Source organism: Flavobacterium flavigenum (assembly GCF_027111255.2).
GTDB lineage: Bacteria > Bacteroidota > Bacteroidia > Flavobacteriales > Flavobacteriaceae > Flavobacterium > Flavobacterium flavigenum.
This window is the reverse complement of record NZ_CP114285.2, coordinates 688315-707280: the sequence shown is the minus strand read 5'-3', so window position 1 is coordinate 707280 and position 18966 is coordinate 688315. Positions and strand designations below refer to the sequence as shown.

Here is an 18966-nt window from a genome sequence, read left to right as displayed (position 1 = left end):
AAAAAATCGTTTTTTGAATTGAAAAACTAAAAAAATACCAATGACTACACAACAACTGCACCAACAAATACTTCAAAAAAAATCATTTTTATGCGTTGGGCTGGATCCTGATTTAAACAAAATTCCTCAACATTTATTAGAGACCGAAGATCCTATTTTTGAGTTCAATAAGGCCATAATTGATGCTACCCATGATTTGACTGTGGGGTATAAACCTAATACAGCTTTTTTTGAAGCGTATGGAATAAAAGGCTGGATTTCACTTCAAAAAACAATTAATTATATAAATGAAAAATTTCCTGAAATTTTTACGATTGCTGATGCTAAACGTGGCGATATAGGAAATACTTCAAGTATGTATGCAAAAGCATTTTTTGAAGATTTGAACTTTGACAGTGTAACGGTAGCTCCTTATATGGGAAAAGACTCTGTTGAACCTTTTCTGGCTTTTGAAAATAAACACACTATAATGCTGGCTTTGACTTCAAACGAAGGAGCATTTGATTTTCAAACTTTAGATATTAACGGAAAACTATTATACAAACAAGTTTTAGAGACTTCTAAAGAATGGAAAAACAGTCATAATCTGATGTATGTTGTGGGCGCTACTAAAGCGGAGTATTTTACTGAAATTAGGAAAATAGTACCCGATAGTTTTTTACTGGTTCCCGGAATTGGTGCTCAGGGCGGAAGTTTGTCTGAAGTTTGTAAATATGGAATGAATGAGAAGGTTGGTTTGCTTGTAAATTCTGCCAGAGCAATTATTTATGCTTCAAATGGAACTGATTTTGCTGAAAAAGCGAGGGAAGAGGCTTTGAAAGTACAGCAGGAAATGGAAGAAATTCTTAGTTTAAAGTTTAAGGTTTAAAAGTTTTAATTTGTGAAACCGGTGTTAGAATTCACAATCTACAAACTTTAAACAAGAAGCAACCTGAACATGAAACAATTAATAGATCAAATAGGTACTTTGCACTCTTTTGAAACAGCTCCAAGGCGTATTGTCTCATTAGTACCTTCTCAAACTGAATTATTATATGATTTAGGCTTAGAAGAAAAAATTATTGGAATTACCAAGTTTTGTGTGCATCCGTATCATTTAAAATCCACAAAGAAAATTGTAGGCGGGACCAAAAAGATTCATTTTGAAAAGATAAAGTTACTGCAGCCTGATATTGTTATCTGTAATAAAGAAGAAAACACTGCTGATATTGTGGAACGGTTGAGTGAAATCTGTCCTGTTTGGGTAACGAATATTGTTTCTGTTGAGGATAATTTTCAAATGATCTCAGATTTTGGGCAGCTTTTTAACTGCCGGACTGAAGCTCAAAAATGGAATGATAAGTTAACTTTCGCTTTAAGCGATTTTAAAAAATACGTTCAGGATATTGAAATCAAAAAAGCGGCCTATTTTATCTGGAAAAATCCATATATGGTGGCCGGTAATGATACTTATATTGATGAATTATTAAAGCTGAATCATTTTGTAAATATCTACGGCGATAAAGGTCGTTACCCTGAAGTTGAACTAAAAAAAATGCGCTTGGAAGGTGATCCTGATTTGGTTTTTCTTTCTTCTGAGCCTTACCCTTTCAAAGAAGAAGATGCTTTTGAACTAGGACGTTTCACTCATCACGCCAAAACCATTTTTGTTGATGGCGAAATGTTTTCCTGGCATGGAAGCAGATTATTAAAAGCTTTTTCGTATTTTAAATTACTCCACGAAAGACTTAGAAATTAAACTTCAATATTTAAAATTCCAAAATCCAAATTTCAACTCAATAAGGTTGGGATTTGGATTTTTTATCTGGAATTTAAATATAAAAAAAATGCCGGCAATCTCGAAGATGCCGGCATCATTTAACTAACCAAAACCAAAATAATAAATAACCAGTTTATTACATTACAAAGGTCTGATATATATCTTTCTTTTGCTGTTAAGGTTTTGTTATTACTTTGTTGGACTTAAGTTAAGATTTTTAATATATAATTATCGATTTAATTAGCGACTGTAAAGTTTTGCTTTTTCCTTTATTATATCAGCAATTTTACGGTTTTCAATTTTGCTTTCCAGCCACGAAATTATATCTAAATACAGGAAAGCTCTTTTTTCGTAAGTGTTTTTTTCTAATTCGATAAATCGTTCCCTCATTTTGATGAATTCCTTTTTAATATCGGCAGGATAAAAATTATTTAAGTTTCTCATAAATTTAATGATTTCTTTCTGGACCTCATGTAAATCATTCATCTTCAATAGAAATTTGTAGGTGCTTTTAAGATGGTTTTCCAGATAATAATCTTTTCCTAATTCATAATGTGCAATTAATGACAAGAGTCTGGCAAAGCACATTAAATCTTCGCGCATCGTCAGGTTTTTATTGTTGATTATTTTGTCAAGATAATAAATGGACTCATTGTATTTTTCGTTTCCAAAATAGATAGAGGCAATTTTGTAAAAAAACAACATTTCGTGATGTTCATCAAGATGTTCGCTGTGAATTTTAATTTTTTCTAAAATCTCAGGAATCAAATATTCGCTTTCGGCGAAAGTTCCTTCCAAAATATGATAGTTGAGTTTATTGTTATAGATGTATAAAAAAGATAGCGACGCAATGTTGTCATTAACAGGAAACCTTGGATCCTGAATTGTTTCTTCCAAAAGCGTTAGGTATTTTTTGAAATTTGATTTGTATTTCAGCATATAAAGTGATTCTAAAAAGTAGTGATTCCCTTTTAGAAAAAATACAGGATTCTGGTAAATCATATTTGGGTTGTCATAAAATAATCTTACCCATTTATAAGCATATTTATAACTCGCAAGAAAATCCTGAACAAGGAAACTGCGCCACAAATTGGCATTATAAAACCAATATTTTTCGCGGAAGCCAAATTTGCTTTCGTCTAATTTTGAAATATGTTTGTTGAAATAGTCATCTATATATTTGTATTCCTCATCGTTTTTTACGTAACCGGTTTTTAGCATAATTCCGTATAGCTGTAATGACAAATTGGATAATTTGCTTGAAATTGTATTTCGATAATTTAGTTCTTTAGCCTGAATAACCAACTCATCAGCACGTCCCTGGATACTCCTTGTGATATATTGTGATTCGATTAACTTTTCGAATTCAACAATTTCATAGGCCATGTATTTTTCATCATTTTCGAGGGCTATCATTTTAGTTTTATCCAAAATTTTCAAGCTTTGTTTATATAACCCTTTATTATATAGAATAACAGCAAAGTCTATTTGCTCACGTAGTTGATATCGAATATTCTGGCTGGGAATATTTAAGCGGATACTAACCAGGATCTGTTTGTATAAATAGGATTTTAAGTTAGATAACTGAACTTTTTTGATGATTCCGCTTTTTAAAATAAGCTTTTCATCATAAGTTTCAGACTTATCCAAAATATTAAATAATTCAATGAATTTAGTATTTGAACTCGTTTCTAAACGGCTTGCAAAAATTTTAAACTGTCTTTTTTCAGATTTAGAAAGTGACTTAATCAGTACAAATAAGAAATCTTTTTGATGGTTAGCCATTGTAAAATATAATAATGTAATTTATTGGTTTTTAGTACGTTAAATACTTTTAAATTGTTTTATAAACAGTATAATTCCATTAAAATGAATTTCGTACTTAAGAAGTACAATATATATTTGTTTCAAGATGTGAAATTACATTAAATAAATGAATATGAATAGAGAGAAAGTTCAAATTTTTGACACCACTTTGCGTGATGGAGAACAGGTCCCAGGATGTAAGTTAGATACCAATCAAAAATTGGTTATTGCAGAACGACTAGACAAAATGGGAGTTGATATCATCGAAGCAGGTTTTCCTGTGTCAAGTCCGGGCGATTTTTTATCGGTCTCTGAGATTTGTAAAATTGTAGAAAATGCAACGGTCTGCGGGCTTACAAGAGCTGTAAAAAACGACATTGATGTTGCGGCTGCTGCCTTAAAGCATGCTAAAAGACCTAGGATTCATACTGGAATCGGAACTTCAGAATCTCACATACTCCATAAATTAAATACCACACCAGAAGATATTATCGCCAGAGCAAAAGCTGCCGTTTCTCATGCAAAATCATATGTTGAAGATGTAGAATTTTACGCAGAAGATGCAGGTAGAACTGATAATGCTTTCCTTGCAAAAGTTTGTGAAGAGGTAATAAAATCAGGAGCAACTGTATTAAATATTCCGGATACAACCGGATATTGTCTGCCTGAAGAGTATGGGGCAAAAATCAAATATTTAAAAGAAAACGTAAAAGGTATTGAGAATGTAATTCTTTCATGCCACTGTCATAATGATTTAGGAATGGCAACTGCCAACTCAATTGCAGGAGCAATCAACGGAGCAAGACAAATTGAGTGTACTATTAATGGTATTGGTGAAAGAGCCGGAAATACAGCACTTGAAGAAGTGGTGATGATTTTTAAACAACATCCTTATCTTAACTTAGATACAAACATCAATACAAGAGAATTAAATGAAATGAGTCGTTTGGTTTCTGAAAGTATGGGAATGATTGTTCAGCCAAATAAAGCTATTGTAGGGGCGAATGCATTTGCGCATAGTTCCGGAATTCACCAGGATGGTGTAATCAAAAACAGAGCTACTTATGAAATCATGGATCCACTTGATGTAGGTGTTAATGAATCTTCGATTATTTTGACAGCAAGAAGCGGACGTGCAGCTTTGGCATACAGAGCCAAAAAAGTAGGTTATGAACTTACTAAAACACAATTGGATACTATATATATTGAGTTTTTGAAATTTGCTGACATTAAAAAAGAAGTTTTAGACGAAGATATTCATCAGATCATTGAAGCTTCCAAAATCCAGGGAGATTTAATAAGAAGTTAATTAGAAAAAATCAGATTTTAAATACATAAAGAACGAGGCATTATGAATTTGAAAATAGCAGTTTTACCAGGAGACGGAATTGGACCGGAGGTAATTGCACAAGCTAAAAAAGCATTGTATGCAATTGGCGAAGTGTATAATCACGAATTTGTGTTTGAAGAAGCTCTCATGGGGGCAATTGCTATTGATAAGACAGGAAATCCACTGCCAGAACAAACATTAAATCTTTGTCTAAACACTGACGCGGTTTTGTTTGGGGCAATCGGTGATCCTAAATATGATAATAATCCAAATGCAAAAGTTCGTCCTGAGCAAGGATTACTAAAACTTCGTAAAGCACTTGGTTTATTTGCTAATATACGTCCAATTAAACCTTATAAATCACTGATCGAATCTTCTCCTTTAAAAAGAGAAATCATTGAAGGTGCTGATTTTACTATTTTCAGAGAATTAACAGGTGGTGCTTATTTTGGAGCAAAATCCTTAAATGAAGAAGGAACGCATGCTTCGGATTTATGTGAGTATTCAGAAGAAGAAATTACAAGAATTGCGCATTTGGCTTTTAAATCGGCTCAAAACCGACGTAAAAAGCTGACTATGGTTGATAAAGCCAATGTTCTGGAAACCTCAAGACTGTGGAGAAAAGTTGTGCAGAAAGTTAGCGAAAGCTATCCGGATGTAGTTTTAGACTTTTTATTTGTAGATAATGCCGCAATGCAGCTGATTTTGAATCCGAAACAATTTGATGTGATTTTGACAGAGAATTTATTTGGGGATATTTTATCTGATGAAGCCAGTGTAATTACCGGATCTATTGGTTTATTGGCTTCTGCTTCGTTAGGAGAAAAAAATGCACTTTTTGAACCTATTCACGGTTCTTATCCTCAGGCAAAAGGTAAAAATATTGCTAACCCAATAGCTTCTATTTTATCAGCAGCAATGTTGTTAGAACATTTTGGGTTGTCTAAGGAAGCAAATGTGATTTACAAGGCAGTAGAAAAAGCGATTGAATTTAAGGTAGTAACAATAGATTTAAGAGCTGATTCAAAATTTGGGACTAATGAGGTTGGAGAGTTTGTTTCTAACTTTATTTTTAGCAAAGACGATTTACTATATTTTAATAATGACAACGTTCATCTCGGACAATCTACGATTGTTTAATATTTTTTGTTAAATAATGCAATAATTAACAAGAAGAGTTTAAAATGTTGAGTTTTTGTTTTTTTGATCGCATCAGTTTTACTACTTTTGTGGCATCAAAAAATAAATGATGCAAATCTCAATTATTATTACTTCTGTCATTATTGTCAATGTGTATAGCACATCTGCATAGGGAATGATATAAATATAATTGAAAATATATATTATAGCCTCCCACATAGTTGGGAGGTTTTTTTTAAGAATAAAATTTAGAAAATTACAAATAATACATAATGGAATTAAACAAGTACAGCAAAACAATCACGCAAGATGAAACTCAACCAGCTTCACAGGCAATGTTCTACGGAATTGGTTTGACAGAAGAGGATCTTAAAAAAGCGCAGGTAGGAATTGTGAGTATGGGTTATGACGGAAATCCGTGTAACATGCACTTAAACGACCTGGCTAAAGATATTAAGAGAGGGGTCTGGGATGCTGATTTGGTCGGTTTGATTTTTAACACTATCGGTGTTAGTGATGGTATTTCTAATGGTAATGACGGGATGCGTTTTTCTTTGGTTTCCCGTGATGTAATCGCAGATTCTATTGAAACTGTAATGGGTGCACAATGGTACGATGGTATGATTGCGGTTCCTGGTTGTGATAAAAATATGCCTGGTGCTTTAATGGCTATGGGTAGAGTAAATCGTCCATCTATTATGGTGTATGGAGGCTCTATTCACCCGGGAAAATGGAAAGGGGAGGATTTGAATATAGTTTCTGCTTTTGAGGCTTTAGGTAAAAAAATTAAGAATACAATTACTCCTGAAGATTTTAAAGGAGTTATTCAAAATGCTTGCCCTGGTGCAGGCGCATGTGGTGGAATGTACACGGCTAACACTATGTCATCAGCGATTGAAGCATTAGGAATGAGTTTGCCTTACAGTTCTTCTAATCCTGCTTTAAGTCCTGAAAAGAAACAAGAATGTGTTGATGCCGGTAAAGCCATCAGGATATTATTAGAAAAAGATATTAAGCCTAGAGATATTATGACTCGTAAAGCATTCGAAAATGCAATTACGATGGTGGCTGTTTTAGGTGGTTCTACAAATGCGGTTATGCACTTAATTGCAATGGCGCACTCAGTAGGTATTGAATTGACATTAAAAGATTTCCAGGATATCAGTGATAAAACACCATTATTAGCCGACTTGAAACCAAGTGGTAAATACTTGATGGAAGACTTACACAATGTAGGTGGTGTTCCAGGTGTAATGAAATATTTATTAAAAGAAGGTTTCTTACATGGAGACTGTTTAACTGTAACAGGAAAAACAATTGCTGAAAACTTAGCTTCAGTGCCTGATTTGCATGACGGTCAGCAAGTAGTTTTTGAAATTTCAAAAGCATTAAAATCAACCGGTAATATTCAGATTCTTTACGGAAATATCGCTACAGAAGGTTGTGTAGCTAAAATTAGTGGTAAAGAAGGAGAATTTTTTGAAGGTACAGCTGTAGTTTTTGAAGGTGAAAAAGATGTAATCAGAGGAATACAAGCGGGTGAAGTTAAACCAGGAAACGTAGTGATTATTCGTTACTGCGGTCCAAAAGGTGGTCCGGGTATGTCGGAGATGTTAAAACCAACATCTGCCATTATGGGTGCTGGTTTAGGAAGTACTGTAGCTTTAATTACTGACGGACGTTTCTCTGGAGGTTCACACGGTTTTGTGGTAGGACACGTAACTCCGGAAGCTTATGAAGGCGGTGGAATTGCATTAATAAAAAATGGTGATGTTATTACAATTGATGCTGTAAATAACACTATAAATATGAAAGTTTCTGATGAAGAGTTAGCAAAAAGAAAAGCTAACTGGAAGAGACCAGAAAACGGAATTACACAAGGAGTTTTACTTAAATATATGCGTTCGGTCTCCAGTGCCTCTCATGGATGTGTTACCGACAAATAATTTAATAAAAACTATCTCTTAAATCTTTTGATGATAGATATAAGGGATTTAAAAATAAAACAAATGAAAATATCAGGGGCAGAAGCCGTTATTAGATGTTTATTAGCAGAAGGAGTTGACTTGGTTTATGGTTACCCGGGAGGTGCTATCATGCCAGTTTACGACGAATTATATAAATTTCAGGATCAATTGCACCATGTTTTAGTACGTCATGAACAAGGGGCAGCACATGCAGCGCAAGGTTTTGCAAGAGCTACGGGAAAAGTAGGGGTTGCAATTGCAACTTCAGGACCGGGAGCAACTAATTTAGTAACTGGTATTGCAGATGCTCAAATTGATTCAACACCCATGGTTTGCATCACTGGTCAGGTGGGAAAACATTTACTTGGATCAGATGCGTTTCAGGAAACTGATATTATCGGAATTTCAACTCCGGTAACTAAATGGAATTATCAGATTACTGAAGCTCATGAAATTCCTGAAATTATTGCGAAAGCATTTTACATTGCACGTTCTGGTCGTCCGGGACCTGTATTAATTGATATTACTAAAAATGCTCAATTTGATGAATTTGAGTTTAGTTATGAAAAATGTAGTGGAATTAGAAGTTATCATCCAAAACCGGTATTGGATAGTAAAAAAGTACAAGAAGCTGCTGATTTAATCAATAATGCAAAAAAACCATTTATTGTTTTTGGACAAGGTATTATATTAAGTGAAGCTGAAGAACAATTAAAAAGGTTAATTGAGAAATCAGGAATCCCTGCTGCATGGACTATTTTAGGCCTTTCAGCATTGCCAACTGATCATCCTTTAAACGTAGGAATGGTAGGTATGCATGGTAATTACGGTCCGAATCTTTTAACTAACGAATGTGATGTTTTAATTGCATTGGGAATGCGTTTTGATGACCGTGTTACCGGAAAATTAGCAACTTATGCAAAACAGGCAAAAGTAATTCACTTTGAAATTGACCCTGCAGAAATAGATAAAAACGTAAAAACCGAAGTTGCAGTTTTAGCTGATGTGAAAGAAGCATTGACGGCTTTAATTCCGTTAATTGATAAAAAATCACATTCAGAATGGCATAATGAATTCAAAGAAAAATATAAAATTGAATGTGATGCCGTTATTAATGAGGAGTTAGCTCCAACGAACGGTAAAGGTATTTCAATGGGTGAAACTATTGAAATGATTAACAAACATTCAAAAGGAGATGCGATAATGGTTTCTGACGTAGGTCAGCATCAAATGTTTGCCTGCCGTTATACCAAATTCAATACAACTAAGAGTAATGTTACTTCTGGCGGATTAGGAACAATGGGATTTGCTTTACCAGCCGCTATTGGAGCTAAAATGGGAAGACCAGACCGTGAGGTTGTTGCTGTAATTGGTGACGGAGGTTTTCAAATGAATATTCAGGAGCTGGGTACAATTCATCAGACAAAAGTTCCGGTGAAAATCGTTGTACTTAACAATGAATTCCTTGGTATGGTGCGTCAGTGGCAGGAATTGTTTTTTGACTACAGATATGCTTCTACAGTAATGATTAATCCAAACTTCTGCGCTATTGCAGAAGGGTATTACATTAAATCAAGAAAAGTAACTAAGAGAGAAGAACTGGATGAAGCTGTTGCAGAAATGCTTGCTTCAAAAGAATCGTATTTCCTTGAAGTTATGGTAGAAAAAGAAAATAATGTGTTTCCGATGATTCCAACGGGAGCTTGTGTTTCAGAGATCAGATTAAGTTAAAAAGACATGGAAGAAAAAACATTTACCATATCGGTATATTCAGAGAACAATGTGGGTTTGCTTAATAGGATATCAGGAATATTCTTAAAACGTCACATCAATATATTAAGTTTAAACGTTTCAGAATCAGAAATAGAAAATGTTTCGAGATTTATTATTGTAGTTGAAACCACAGAGAAATGGGTTAAAAACATTGTTGGACAAATCGAAAAACAAATTGAAGTTATCAAAGCATTTTATCATACAGATGAAGAAACAATTTATTTAGAAAACGCATTGTTTAAAATAGCTTCAAGTTTATTATTTGATGAAAAACAAATTCAGAATATTATTAAAGAAAGTCAATCTACAATAGTGACTGTTTCCCGTGATTTTTTTGTGATTTCTAAATCAGGCAGACGCTCTGAAATTGAAGAATTATACGCCAAATTTAAACCTTACGGAATTATGCAGTTTGTACGTTCTGGAAGAATTTCTGTTTCCAAAGAAAAAATGGAAATTTCATCGTTATTATTAAATGAATTAAAATAGTTAAAAAGCATTCAAATTTAAACATCATACATATTAAATATTAAAAAAAAATGGCCAATTATTTCAACACATTACCACTTAGATTACAATTAGAACAATTAGGGGTTTGCGAATTTATGGAGCAATCTGAATTTGCAAATGGGATAGATGCGTTAGCAGGAAAAAAAGTCGTAATCGTAGGTTGCGGAGCACAAGGTTTGAATCAAGGTTTAAATATGAGAGATTCAGGTCTTGATATTTCTTATGCTTTACGTGCAGATGCAATTGCTGAAAAAAGAGCTTCTTTTAAAAATGCTACTGAAAATGGATTTAAAGTAGGTACTTATGAAGAATTAATCCCAACTGCTGATTTAGTTTGTAACTTAACTCCGGACAAACAACATACTGCTGTGGTAACTGCCATTATGCCATTAATGAAGCAAGGATCTACTTTAGCATATTCTCACGGATTTAACATCGTTGAAGAGGGAATGCAAATTCGTAAAGACATCACTGTAATTATGTGTGCGCCTAAATGTCCAGGTTCTGAAGTACGTGAAGAATATAAAAGAGGCTTTGGTGTACCGACTCTTATTGCTGTTCACCCTGAAAATGATCCAAACGGTTTAGGTTTGGACCAGGCAAAAGCTTATGCGGTTGCAACAGGAGGACACAGAGCAGGAGTTTTGAGATCATCTTTCGTTGCTGAAGTAAAATCAGACTTAATGGGTGAGCAAACAATCCTTTGCGGATTGTTGCAGACTGGATCTATTTTATGTTTTGATAAAATGGTTGAAAAAGGAATTGATGCTGCGTATGCTTCAAAATTAATCCAGTATGGTTGGGAGACTATTACAGAAGCTTTGAAACACGGAGGTATTACAAATATGATGGATCGTTTAAATAATCCTTCAAAAATTGAAGCTTATGAATTAGCTGAAGAATTGAAAGATATCATGCGTCCGTTGTTCCAAAAACACCAGGATGATATTATTTCTGGGGAGTTCTCAAGAACAATGATGATTGACTGGGCTAATGATGATGTTAATTTGTTAAAATGGAGAGCTGCAACCGGAGAAACTAACTTCGAAAAAACAGCTCCACAAGAAGCTCCAATCTCTGAGCAGGAATATTTTGATAATGGGGTATTAATGATTGCAATGGTTAAAGCTGGAGTTGAATTAGCTTTCGAAACTATGACAGAAGCAGGTATCATCGAAGAATCAGCATATTATGAGTCATTACATGAGTTGCCATTAATTGCAAACACAATTGCAAGAAAGAAATTATTCGAAATGAACCGTGTAATTTCTGATACTGCAGAATATGGTTGTTATTTATTTGATCATGCATGTAAGCCATTATTGACTGAGTTCATGAAAAAAGTAGAAACAAATATTATTGGTAAGCCATTTTCAACTTCAAACGCAGTAGATAATGCTGTTTTGATTGCTGTAAATAAAGAAATTCGCCAGCATCCTATCGAAGAAGTAGGAGCTTGGCTAAGAGAGTCTATGACTGCAATGAAAAAAATAGGATAATATAAATATTACACACCACGTTTGTGTGTTGGGATTTTGCACTGTATCTTAGTTTTATATAATATTTTGAATTAGTAAGCACTTATTAAGATAATAACAGATATGGCGCATGTTACATTCACTTAACTCGAATTAATAAAGGGTTAAGTGAAGTAATCCCTAATCTTATTTATTATGTTTTAGTATATATACTTGTAGAAGTTTCTGTTATAATTAATAATGTTGTTGGCTATTTTTATACATGAAATAGGTGGTCAAAAAATTAATTGTTATTGAAATTGTTAAAATTAAAAGGTGTGATATTTATATATCATACCTTTTTTTGTAATATGTTTTTTTGATTAAAACTTTATTTTTTATATTAAATTCATTAAATCGATGTGTTTTTTTTATGATTTGTTTTTTTTTGATAAAATTTATGAATTAAATAATTTTAAGAATACGTTGTTATTTAATACATTTATAAAAAAATTACAACAACTATGAGTTATTATAAAATTGAAAATTTAGAACAATATTTTAAACATTACAATAAGTCAATAAGAGAGCCAAGAAAGTTTTGGGGTAAAATTGCTGAAGAAAACTTTACATGGTACCAGCAATGGGAAAAAGTTGTTGATTTTAACATGGCTGAAGCAGAAGTAAAATGGTTTACAGAGGCCAAAGTTAATATTACAAAGAATTGTATTGACAGACATTTGAGTAAAAGAGGAGAAAAAACAGCAATAATATTCGAACCGAACAATCCTTCTGAGGAAGCAATACACATTACCTATAATGAACTATATGAAAGAGTTTCAAAAATGGCTAATGTTTTGCGTGAGCAGGGCGTAACCAAAGGGGATAGAGTTTGCATTTATTTACCAATGATTCCCGAACTCGCTGTAGCAGTTTTAGCATGTGCCAGAATTGGAGCAATACATTCTGTTATTTTTGCAGGATTTTCAGCTTCAGCAGTTTCTGCAAGAATTAATGACAGTGAATGTAAAATGGTGATTACTTCTGATGGTGGCTACAGAGGAAATAAAACGATTGATCTTAAAGGAATAGTGGATGAAGCGTTGGAAAGCTGTCCATCGGTTTCTAAAGTTTTAGTTGTAAAAAGAACAGAGACTGAAATAAAAATGCAGGATGGCCGTGATGTTTGGTTACAGCCTTTGTTAGATGCAGCCCTTGATTATAACGTAGCCGAAATCATGGATGCAGAAGATCCTTTGTTTATTTTATATACTTCAGGATCTACAGGAAAACCAAAAGGTATGGTGCATACAACAGCTGGATATATGGTATATACAGCTTATACTTTTAAAAATGTTTTCAGTCACGAAGAAAATGATATTTTTTGGTGTACTGCAGATATCGGATGGATTACCGGACATTCCTATATTTTATATGGACCGTTATTGAATGGAGGTACAACTGTAATTTTTGAAGGAGTTCCTTCGTATCCGGATTTTAGCCGTTTCTGGGAAATTATTGAGAAACATAAAATAACACAATTTTATACTGCTCCGACAGCAATTCGTTCTTTGGCTAAAGAAAGTCTTGACTATATTCAAAAATATCCTTTAAAATCACTTAAAGTGATTGGTTCTGTAGGAGAGCCAATCAACGAAGAGGCGTGGCACTGGTTTAATGATCACGTTGGAGACAAGAGATGTCCTGTTGTAGATACATGGTGGCAAACAGAAACAGGTGGAATCATGATTTCTCCAATTGCTTTCGTAACACCAACAAAACCTACTTATGCAACATTGCCTTTACCAGGAATTCAGCCAGTTTTGATGGATGATAAGCGTAACGAAATTGAAGGTAATCAGGTAGTTGGGAGTTTATGTATTAAATTTCCATGGCCTGGAATTGCCAGAACCATCTGGGGAGATCATGAGCGTTATAAAAAAACTTATTTCTCTGCTTTTCCGGGTAAATACTTTACGGGAGATGGTGCATTAAGAGATGAAGTTGGATATTATAGAATTACAGGAAGAGTAGATGATGTTGTTATTGTATCCGGACATAATCTGGGAACTGCTCCTATTGAAGATGCGATAAACGAACATCCTGCTGTTGCTGAATCAGCCATTGTAGGCTTCCCGCATGATATAAAAGGTAATGCTTTATATGGTTACGTCATTTTAAAAGAAACAGGTGAAGTCAGAAATAAAGAAAATTTAGCAAAAGAAATCAATCAGTATATTGCGGATCACATTGGGCCAATTGCTAAATTGGATAAAATTCAGTTTGTTTCCGGATTACCAAAAACGCGTTCCGGTAAAATTATGCGTAGAATTTTGCGTAAAATAGCTGAGGGAGATTTTTCTAATTTTGGAGATACTTCAACTTTATTAAATCCTGAAGTTGTTGAAGGTATTATGAATGAAAGAATTTCTTAATCTATTTAAAATAATATTTGCAAAAGAAAGCCGTTTCAATTTGAAACGGCTTTCTTTTTTTATAATCTGTTCTAATTGTTTTCTTTCTTTAAGCTTAATCCCATTGGAACCATTAGAATACCTTTTTCATAAATATTAAGATAGAGTGTAACCGGTTTTTTTTGTCCTTCCCATTTTAATTCATATACATTTAAAAATCCTGCACCCATGTCACTTCGTTTAGTTGGAAATGGGCAACAGGTCTCTAATCTTGTATAAGTGATTTTTTCACCATTTGGCCCCGCTAAAGCATTTAAAAAACGGGTTTCATTTATTGCTTCATCTTTGGTATTTCTGAAGAAAATATTGATAGGATAATTAGGGTTATAACCATACTTTTTGTCTTTGCTGAACTCTTTGATAATAAACGTATTATTTTTGCTTAAAACCAAGTCAGGAGCATTATCATCTACATTTTTTAATGTCGATTTTGTACTTACACATGAAACTGCTGTAATTAATAAAACAATAAGTAAAGTTATTTTTTTCATCGATTTTTAGTATTGCTGTTAATACAAATGTAAAAAGATTTTAGATCATGCCGATAGGATAAGCAAATATTGTGCCTTCATCTAAAAAAAACATTCTATATTATTCAACAATTAGAATAATATAGAATGCCTTTTTTTAATGTTTGTATTTAAATTTAAACAATTTCGGCGCTAAGTCCTGCTTCCAAAAGTTGCGTGCATTGTGGTTTTAATTTATCTATTGGACCAGTTTTTACTGTGCATTTCCCGTTGTAATGTACAATTAGGGAACATTGTTCTGCCTGTTCTGCTGTATGGCTGCAAACACGCATTAAAGTATCAATTACATGATCAAAAGTGTTTACATCATCATTATAAACTATAATTTCATTATTAAAACCTACAGCTTCTTTTTCGCGGACTTTTTCTCTTACTTTTTCTTTAGTACTCATAATTTTAAATTTTGTACTCTGGTAATTTACTATTAACTAATTTACGTATTTTAATGAAACCCAATTGTTTCTTTGAAACTTTTTAACATAAGTTAATCCTTTTTCAGTGCAGGACGCATCAATAAATGGAATGTCTTCTTCATAAAAACCACTGAAAAGGATGATTCCTTTTGGATTTAGACAATCTACATAAGACTGCATATCGTTTAACAAAATATTACGATTGATATTTGCAATAATCAAATCATATTTCTTATCAGTCAACAAGGCTGCATCTCCTTCATAAACGGTAATGTGACTGCAATTATTACGTTCTGCATTTTCAATTGAATTCAAATAACACCAGTTGTCAATATCGATGGCATCTATAGGCTGGGCACCTTTCATTTCAGCCAAAATAGCTAAAATAGCAGTTCCGCAACCCATGTCTAAAGTTTTTAAACCCTGAACATCCATTTCTAATAAATGCTGAATCATCATGTGTGTTGTTTCATGATGCCCTGTTCCAAAACTCATTTTTGGTTCTATTACGATATCAAATTCTGCATCAGTTTTTGGGTGAAATGGAGCGCGAACATGGCATTTTCCATCTACATCAATGGGTTCAAAATTCTTTTCCCATTCTTCATTCCAGTTTACCTGATCAATTTCTTCAATCGTATATTCGATTTTAAATTCTTCCGATTGTAAAATATAAATGTCATCTAAAATATTCTCGTCCCATAAATCTTTCTTTACGAAAGCCGAAATTCCGTTTTCAGTTTCGGTGAAACTCTCGAAAGCTTTTTCGCCCAATTCGGCAATTAATATTTCCGATCCCAGTTCTTTGGGCTCAATTGAAAAATGATACCCTAAATAGATATTTGACATAGATATTTTTTTTGCAAAGGTAAGAATCGAAAGTACAAGTTGAATATAAAAAATCAGTAATGTAAATAATTTAAAATGACTTGAATTTTATAATGATTAACTAATGTAATTCCAGATGTTTTTTTTCTTCGTGAGTTCAATAAACACGGATTTCAATATTGCATGTTCAGGTTTTTGTAAAGGTCCGTCTTCTTTTAAAACTTTCATGGCATAGTTTCGCGCTAAAATCAAAATATCGCGATCGCGAACAATATCAGCTATTTGAAGGTTCAGAACACCACTTTGCTGAGTTCCCATTAAGTCACCAGGACCCCGAAGTTTCAGGTCAACTTCTGCAATTTCAAAACCATCATTAGTCTGAACCATTGTTTCCATTCGGGTTTTGCTGTCTGAACTGAGTTTGTGACTTGTCATCAGGATACAATAACTTTGCTCAGCACCACGTCCTACACGGCCACGCAATTGATGTAGCTGAGACAAACCGAAACGTTCGGCACTTTCGATAATCATGACGCTGGCATTCGGAACATTTACACCAACTTCTATGACCGTTGTGGCAACCATAATATTTGTTTTTCCTTCTGAAAAGCGCTTCATTTCAGCATCCTTATCGGCAGGTTTCATCTTTCCGTGTAAAATTGAAATAGAATATTGAGGAAGTGGGAAATCACGAGAAATACTTTCATAGCCATCCATTAAATCCTTGAAATCCATTTTTTCTGATTCCTGGATTAATGGATAAACAATATAAATCTGTCTTCCTTTAGCAATTTCATCACGCAGGAATTTCCACACTTTAAGGCGGTTACTGTCATATCGATGAACTGTCTGAATAGGTTTTCTGCCTGGAGGTAATTCATCAATTACAGAAATATCAAGGTCGCCATATAAACTCATTGCCAGAGTTCTTGGAATAGGAGTAGCAGTCATTACTAAAACATGCGGTGGAATTTCGTTTTTCTTCCATAATTTTGATCGCTGTTCAACACCAAAACGATGCTGTTCATCAATAACGGCTAATCCTAAATTTTGAAATTTTACTTTATCTTCTAATAAGGCATGTGTGCCAATTAAAATATGTAAAGAACCATTTTCAAGCTCTTCATGAATAACTTTTCTGGCTGCAGTTTTAGTTGACCCGGTTAAGATTTTTATATTAATATTTAATGTTTTTGCCAATTCAGATAATCCAATAAAATGCTGGTTGGCCAGAATCTCTGTAGGAGCCATTAAACAAGCCTGAAAGCCATTATCAATCGCGAGAAGCATACTCATGAAAGCTACAATTGTTTTTCCGGAACCTACATCTCCCTGTAATAATCGATTCATCTGGGCATTACTACCCATATCTGAACGAATTTCTTTTACTACTCTTTTTTGTGCATTCGTTAGCTCAAAAGGAAGATGATTTTGATAAAATTCGTTAAATAATTGACCTACTTTTGTAAAAGGATGACCTTTTATTTTATGTTTCCGAATTAGGTTTTTGGTGATTAATTGGAGCTGGATAAAAAATAATTCCTCAAATTTTAATCGGAATTGGGCTTTCGCCAAAATATCGGCACTTTTAGGGAAATGGATGTTGAATAAAGCTGCTTTCTTTGAAATTAATTTTAATTCTTCAATTAAATAAGAAGGAAAAGTTTCAGTAAACAAAGCTTGGGTTTCGATGAAAAGCTGTTCCATCAATTTGTTAATCGTACGATTTGAAATTCCTCTGTTAGTCAGGGTTTCTGTTGAAGGATAAACCGGCTGCATGGCAGAACGAAGGCTTTTTTCATGCTCGCTTAAAAGTTCAATTTCAGGATGAGCCATACTGAATTGATTTCCATACAAAGAACACTTTCCGAAAATCACGCAAACTTCATTGAGTTTTAAACTCTCCCGAATCCATTTATGACCCTGAAACCAGTTTAAATCCATTTGTCCGGTCTCATCTACAAAAGTAGCAACCAGACGCTTTTTGTTTTTAGCAAATTCAACAGTTTTAATGTGAATTATTTTTCCAATAATTTGTACTTCAGAACCTGTATTTTGAAGTTCATTTATTTTGTAATAACGTGTTCTGTCAATATATCTATTTGGAAAAAAATTAACTAAATCTCCATATTTATGAATACCTAATTCCTTTCGGAGCAATTGGCCACGGCTTGGGCCAACACCTTTTAAGTATTCAATAGGAGTTTCTAGGAGATTATTTGACATTAGTTTTTATATTTCTTAGATTTTAGACTTGCTTAGATTTTGGAAATAACTAAGTTTTAATTTTATCTTTTAGAATAGCGAAGATAGATTTTAATTGGGAAATTTGAAAATGAGATAATTTGAAAATTAAAGTTTAGAAAATAATATCTTTGGGGAATAAAATATTTTGAAATGATAACACACTTAGCACTTTTACGAGGAATCAACGTTTCAGGACATAACATGATGAAAATGGAAGCATTAAAAAAGATGTTGGAAAATATTGGTTTTACGAATGTCAGAACCTATTTGCAATCTGGGAATGTTTTTGTAGATACCGATGAAGAAAGTGCTTCAAAAGTAGGATTTATGATTAAACAGGAAATTTTTAAAGTTTTTGGACACGAAGTTCCTGTTGTGGTAATCGCAAAAGAAGATTTGGAATTGTGTTTTAAAAATAATCCTTTTCTGAAAGAAAAAGAAGTTGACAGTAAAAAACTTTACGTTGCTTTTGTCTCAATTGCTTTGAAAAAAGAAAGTATAAATGATTTAAAAATCAGCCAGTTTAAACCGGACGAAGCAAGTATTGACGGAAACAGAATTTTTATGAAATATGCTATAGGTGCCGGAAAAACTAGATTTGATCAAAAATATATTGAGAAAAAACTTAATGTCACGGCAACAATTAGAAACTTGAATACCGTTACCAATCTGCTTAATATGTATTCAGAGTAAAAACAAAAAGCAGATTTCAAATTAAATATGAAACCTGCT

15 protein-coding genes are annotated in these 18966 nt (G+C 33.4%); 10 read left to right on the top strand and 5 right to left on the bottom strand.

All coding sequences use genetic code 11. The features are described from left to right. Positions 1-40 precede the first annotated feature (40 nt). Both pyrF and OZP09_RS02515 read left to right on the top strand, forming a co-directional pair. Entirely contained in the window at positions 41-868 is an 828-nt protein-coding gene (gene pyrF / locus OZP09_RS02520; RefSeq protein ID WP_281310227.1) for an orotidine-5'-phosphate decarboxylase, read from the top strand. A gap of 69 nt (positions 869-937) precedes the next feature. Beyond that, positions 938-1738, top strand: coding sequence for an ABC transporter substrate-binding protein (locus tag OZP09_RS02515; RefSeq protein WP_269236369.1), 801 nt, complete (start codon positions 938-940; stop codon positions 1736-1738). A 261-nt stretch (positions 1739-1999) separates the two neighbouring features. Here the strand turns inward: OZP09_RS02515 and OZP09_RS02510 are convergent, their stop codons facing one another. Next, positions 2000-3544 (bottom strand): hypothetical protein, encoded by a 1545-nt coding sequence (locus OZP09_RS02510; RefSeq protein WP_223678622.1) that lies wholly within the window; start codon positions 3542-3544, stop codon positions 2000-2002. Between the two features lie 154 nt (positions 3545-3698). Between OZP09_RS02510 and OZP09_RS02505 the strand changes: the two genes are divergently transcribed. From OZP09_RS02505 to acs, 7 genes are all read left to right on the top strand, one after another. Continuing rightward, complete coding sequence (locus OZP09_RS02505) at positions 3699-4874, top strand: 2-isopropylmalate synthase (RefSeq protein WP_269236368.1); 1176 nt, start codon at positions 3699-3701, stop codon at positions 4872-4874. Positions 4875-4916: 42 nt separating this feature from the next. Next, a complete protein-coding gene (leuB, locus tag OZP09_RS02500; RefSeq protein ID WP_269236367.1) occupies positions 4917-6035 on the top strand; it encodes a 3-isopropylmalate dehydrogenase in 1119 nt (372 codons plus the stop codon). 272 nt (positions 6036-6307) lie between these two features. Next, positions 6308-7981, top strand: coding sequence for a dihydroxy-acid dehydratase (ilvD, locus tag OZP09_RS02495; RefSeq protein WP_281310226.1), 1674 nt, complete (start codon positions 6308-6310; stop codon positions 7979-7981). Positions 7982-8044: 63 nt separating this feature from the next. Further along, the gene (ilvB, locus tag OZP09_RS02490; protein ID WP_269236366.1) at positions 8045-9733 is read left to right on the top strand and encodes a biosynthetic-type acetolactate synthase large subunit; all 1689 of its coding nucleotides are present in this window, start codon (positions 8045-8047) and stop codon (positions 9731-9733) included. A gap of 6 nt (positions 9734-9739) precedes the next feature. Then, positions 9740-10264 carry an acetolactate synthase small subunit gene (gene ilvN, locus OZP09_RS02485; RefSeq protein WP_223678617.1) on the top strand — a complete coding sequence of 175 codons (525 nt, stop codon included), beginning with the start codon at positions 9740-9742 and terminating at the stop codon, positions 10262-10264. 50 nt (positions 10265-10314) lie between these two features. After that, a complete protein-coding gene (ilvC, locus tag OZP09_RS02480) occupies positions 10315-11784 on the top strand; it encodes a ketol-acid reductoisomerase (protein WP_281310225.1) in 1470 nt (489 codons plus the stop codon). A gap of 482 nt (positions 11785-12266) precedes the next feature. Further along, positions 12267-14177 carry an acetate--CoA ligase gene (gene acs / locus OZP09_RS02475; protein ID WP_281310224.1) on the top strand — a complete coding sequence of 637 codons (1911 nt, stop codon included), beginning with the start codon at positions 12267-12269 and terminating at the stop codon, positions 14175-14177. 71 nt (positions 14178-14248) lie between these two features. Here acs and OZP09_RS02470 read toward each other — a convergent pair whose 3' ends face one another. The 4 genes from OZP09_RS02470 to recG form a co-directional block, all read right to left on the bottom strand. Further along, a complete protein-coding gene (locus OZP09_RS02470) occupies positions 14249-14707 on the bottom strand; it encodes a 2-dehydro-3-deoxyphosphooctonate aldolase (protein WP_278010091.1) in 459 nt (152 codons plus the stop codon). A 155-nt stretch (positions 14708-14862) separates the two neighbouring features. Further along, positions 14863-15138, bottom strand: a complete 276-nt coding sequence (locus tag OZP09_RS02465) for an ATP-dependent Clp protease adaptor ClpS (protein WP_223678613.1) — start codon at positions 15136-15138, stop codon at positions 14863-14865. A 36-nt stretch (positions 15139-15174) separates the two neighbouring features. Then, positions 15175-16008, bottom strand: a complete 834-nt coding sequence (gene prmA / locus OZP09_RS02460) for a 50S ribosomal protein L11 methyltransferase (RefSeq protein ID WP_269236365.1) — start codon at positions 16006-16008, stop codon at positions 15175-15177. Positions 16009-16104: 96 nt separating this feature from the next. Beyond that, positions 16105-18213, bottom strand: coding sequence for an ATP-dependent DNA helicase RecG (recG, locus tag OZP09_RS02455; RefSeq protein WP_281310223.1), 2109 nt, complete (start codon positions 18211-18213; stop codon positions 16105-16107). Positions 18214-18384: 171 nt separating this feature from the next. On the opposite strand from recG, the gene OZP09_RS02450 reads away from it, so the two are divergent. Continuing rightward, on the top strand, positions 18385-18927 hold the full coding sequence (locus OZP09_RS02450; protein WP_269236364.1) for a DUF1697 domain-containing protein: 543 nt from the start codon (positions 18385-18387) through the stop codon (positions 18925-18927). Positions 18928-18966: the final 39 nt, after the last annotated feature.

Excerpts from the sequence above, each read along its gene's own strand:
- pyrF (WP_281310227.1), top strand. The coding sequence starts at position 41 with ATGACTACACAACAACTGCACCAACAAATACTTCAAAAAAAATCATTT.
- OZP09_RS02515 (WP_269236369.1), top strand. The coding sequence starts at position 938 with ATGAAACAATTAATAGATCAAATAGGTACTTTGCACTCTTTTGAAACA.
- OZP09_RS02510 (WP_223678622.1), bottom strand. The coding sequence starts at position 3,544 with ATGGCTAACCATCAAAAAGATTTCTTATTTGTACTGATTAAGTCACTT.
- OZP09_RS02505 (WP_269236368.1), top strand. The coding sequence starts at position 3,699 with ATGAATAGAGAGAAAGTTCAAATTTTTGACACCACTTTGCGTGATGGA.
- leuB (WP_269236367.1), top strand. The coding sequence starts at position 4,917 with ATGAATTTGAAAATAGCAGTTTTACCAGGAGACGGAATTGGACCGGAG.
- ilvD (WP_281310226.1), top strand. The coding sequence starts at position 6,308 with ATGGAATTAAACAAGTACAGCAAAACAATCACGCAAGATGAAACTCAA.
- ilvB (WP_269236366.1), top strand. The coding sequence starts at position 8,045 with ATGAAAATATCAGGGGCAGAAGCCGTTATTAGATGTTTATTAGCAGAA.
- ilvN (WP_223678617.1), top strand. The coding sequence starts at position 9,740 with ATGGAAGAAAAAACATTTACCATATCGGTATATTCAGAGAACAATGTG.
- ilvC (WP_281310225.1), top strand. The coding sequence starts at position 10,315 with ATGGCCAATTATTTCAACACATTACCACTTAGATTACAATTAGAACAA.
- acs (WP_281310224.1), top strand. The coding sequence starts at position 12,267 with ATGAGTTATTATAAAATTGAAAATTTAGAACAATATTTTAAACATTAC.
- OZP09_RS02470 (WP_278010091.1), bottom strand. The coding sequence starts at position 14,707 with ATGAAAAAAATAACTTTACTTATTGTTTTATTAATTACAGCAGTTTCA.
- OZP09_RS02465 (WP_223678613.1), bottom strand. The coding sequence starts at position 15,138 with ATGAGTACTAAAGAAAAAGTAAGAGAAAAAGTCCGCGAAAAAGAAGCT.
- prmA (WP_269236365.1), bottom strand. The coding sequence starts at position 16,008 with ATGTCAAATATCTATTTAGGGTATCATTTTTCAATTGAGCCCAAAGAA.
- recG (WP_281310223.1), bottom strand. The coding sequence starts at position 18,213 with ATGTCAAATAATCTCCTAGAAACTCCTATTGAATACTTAAAAGGTGTT.
- OZP09_RS02450 (WP_269236364.1), top strand. The coding sequence starts at position 18,385 with ATGATAACACACTTAGCACTTTTACGAGGAATCAACGTTTCAGGACAT.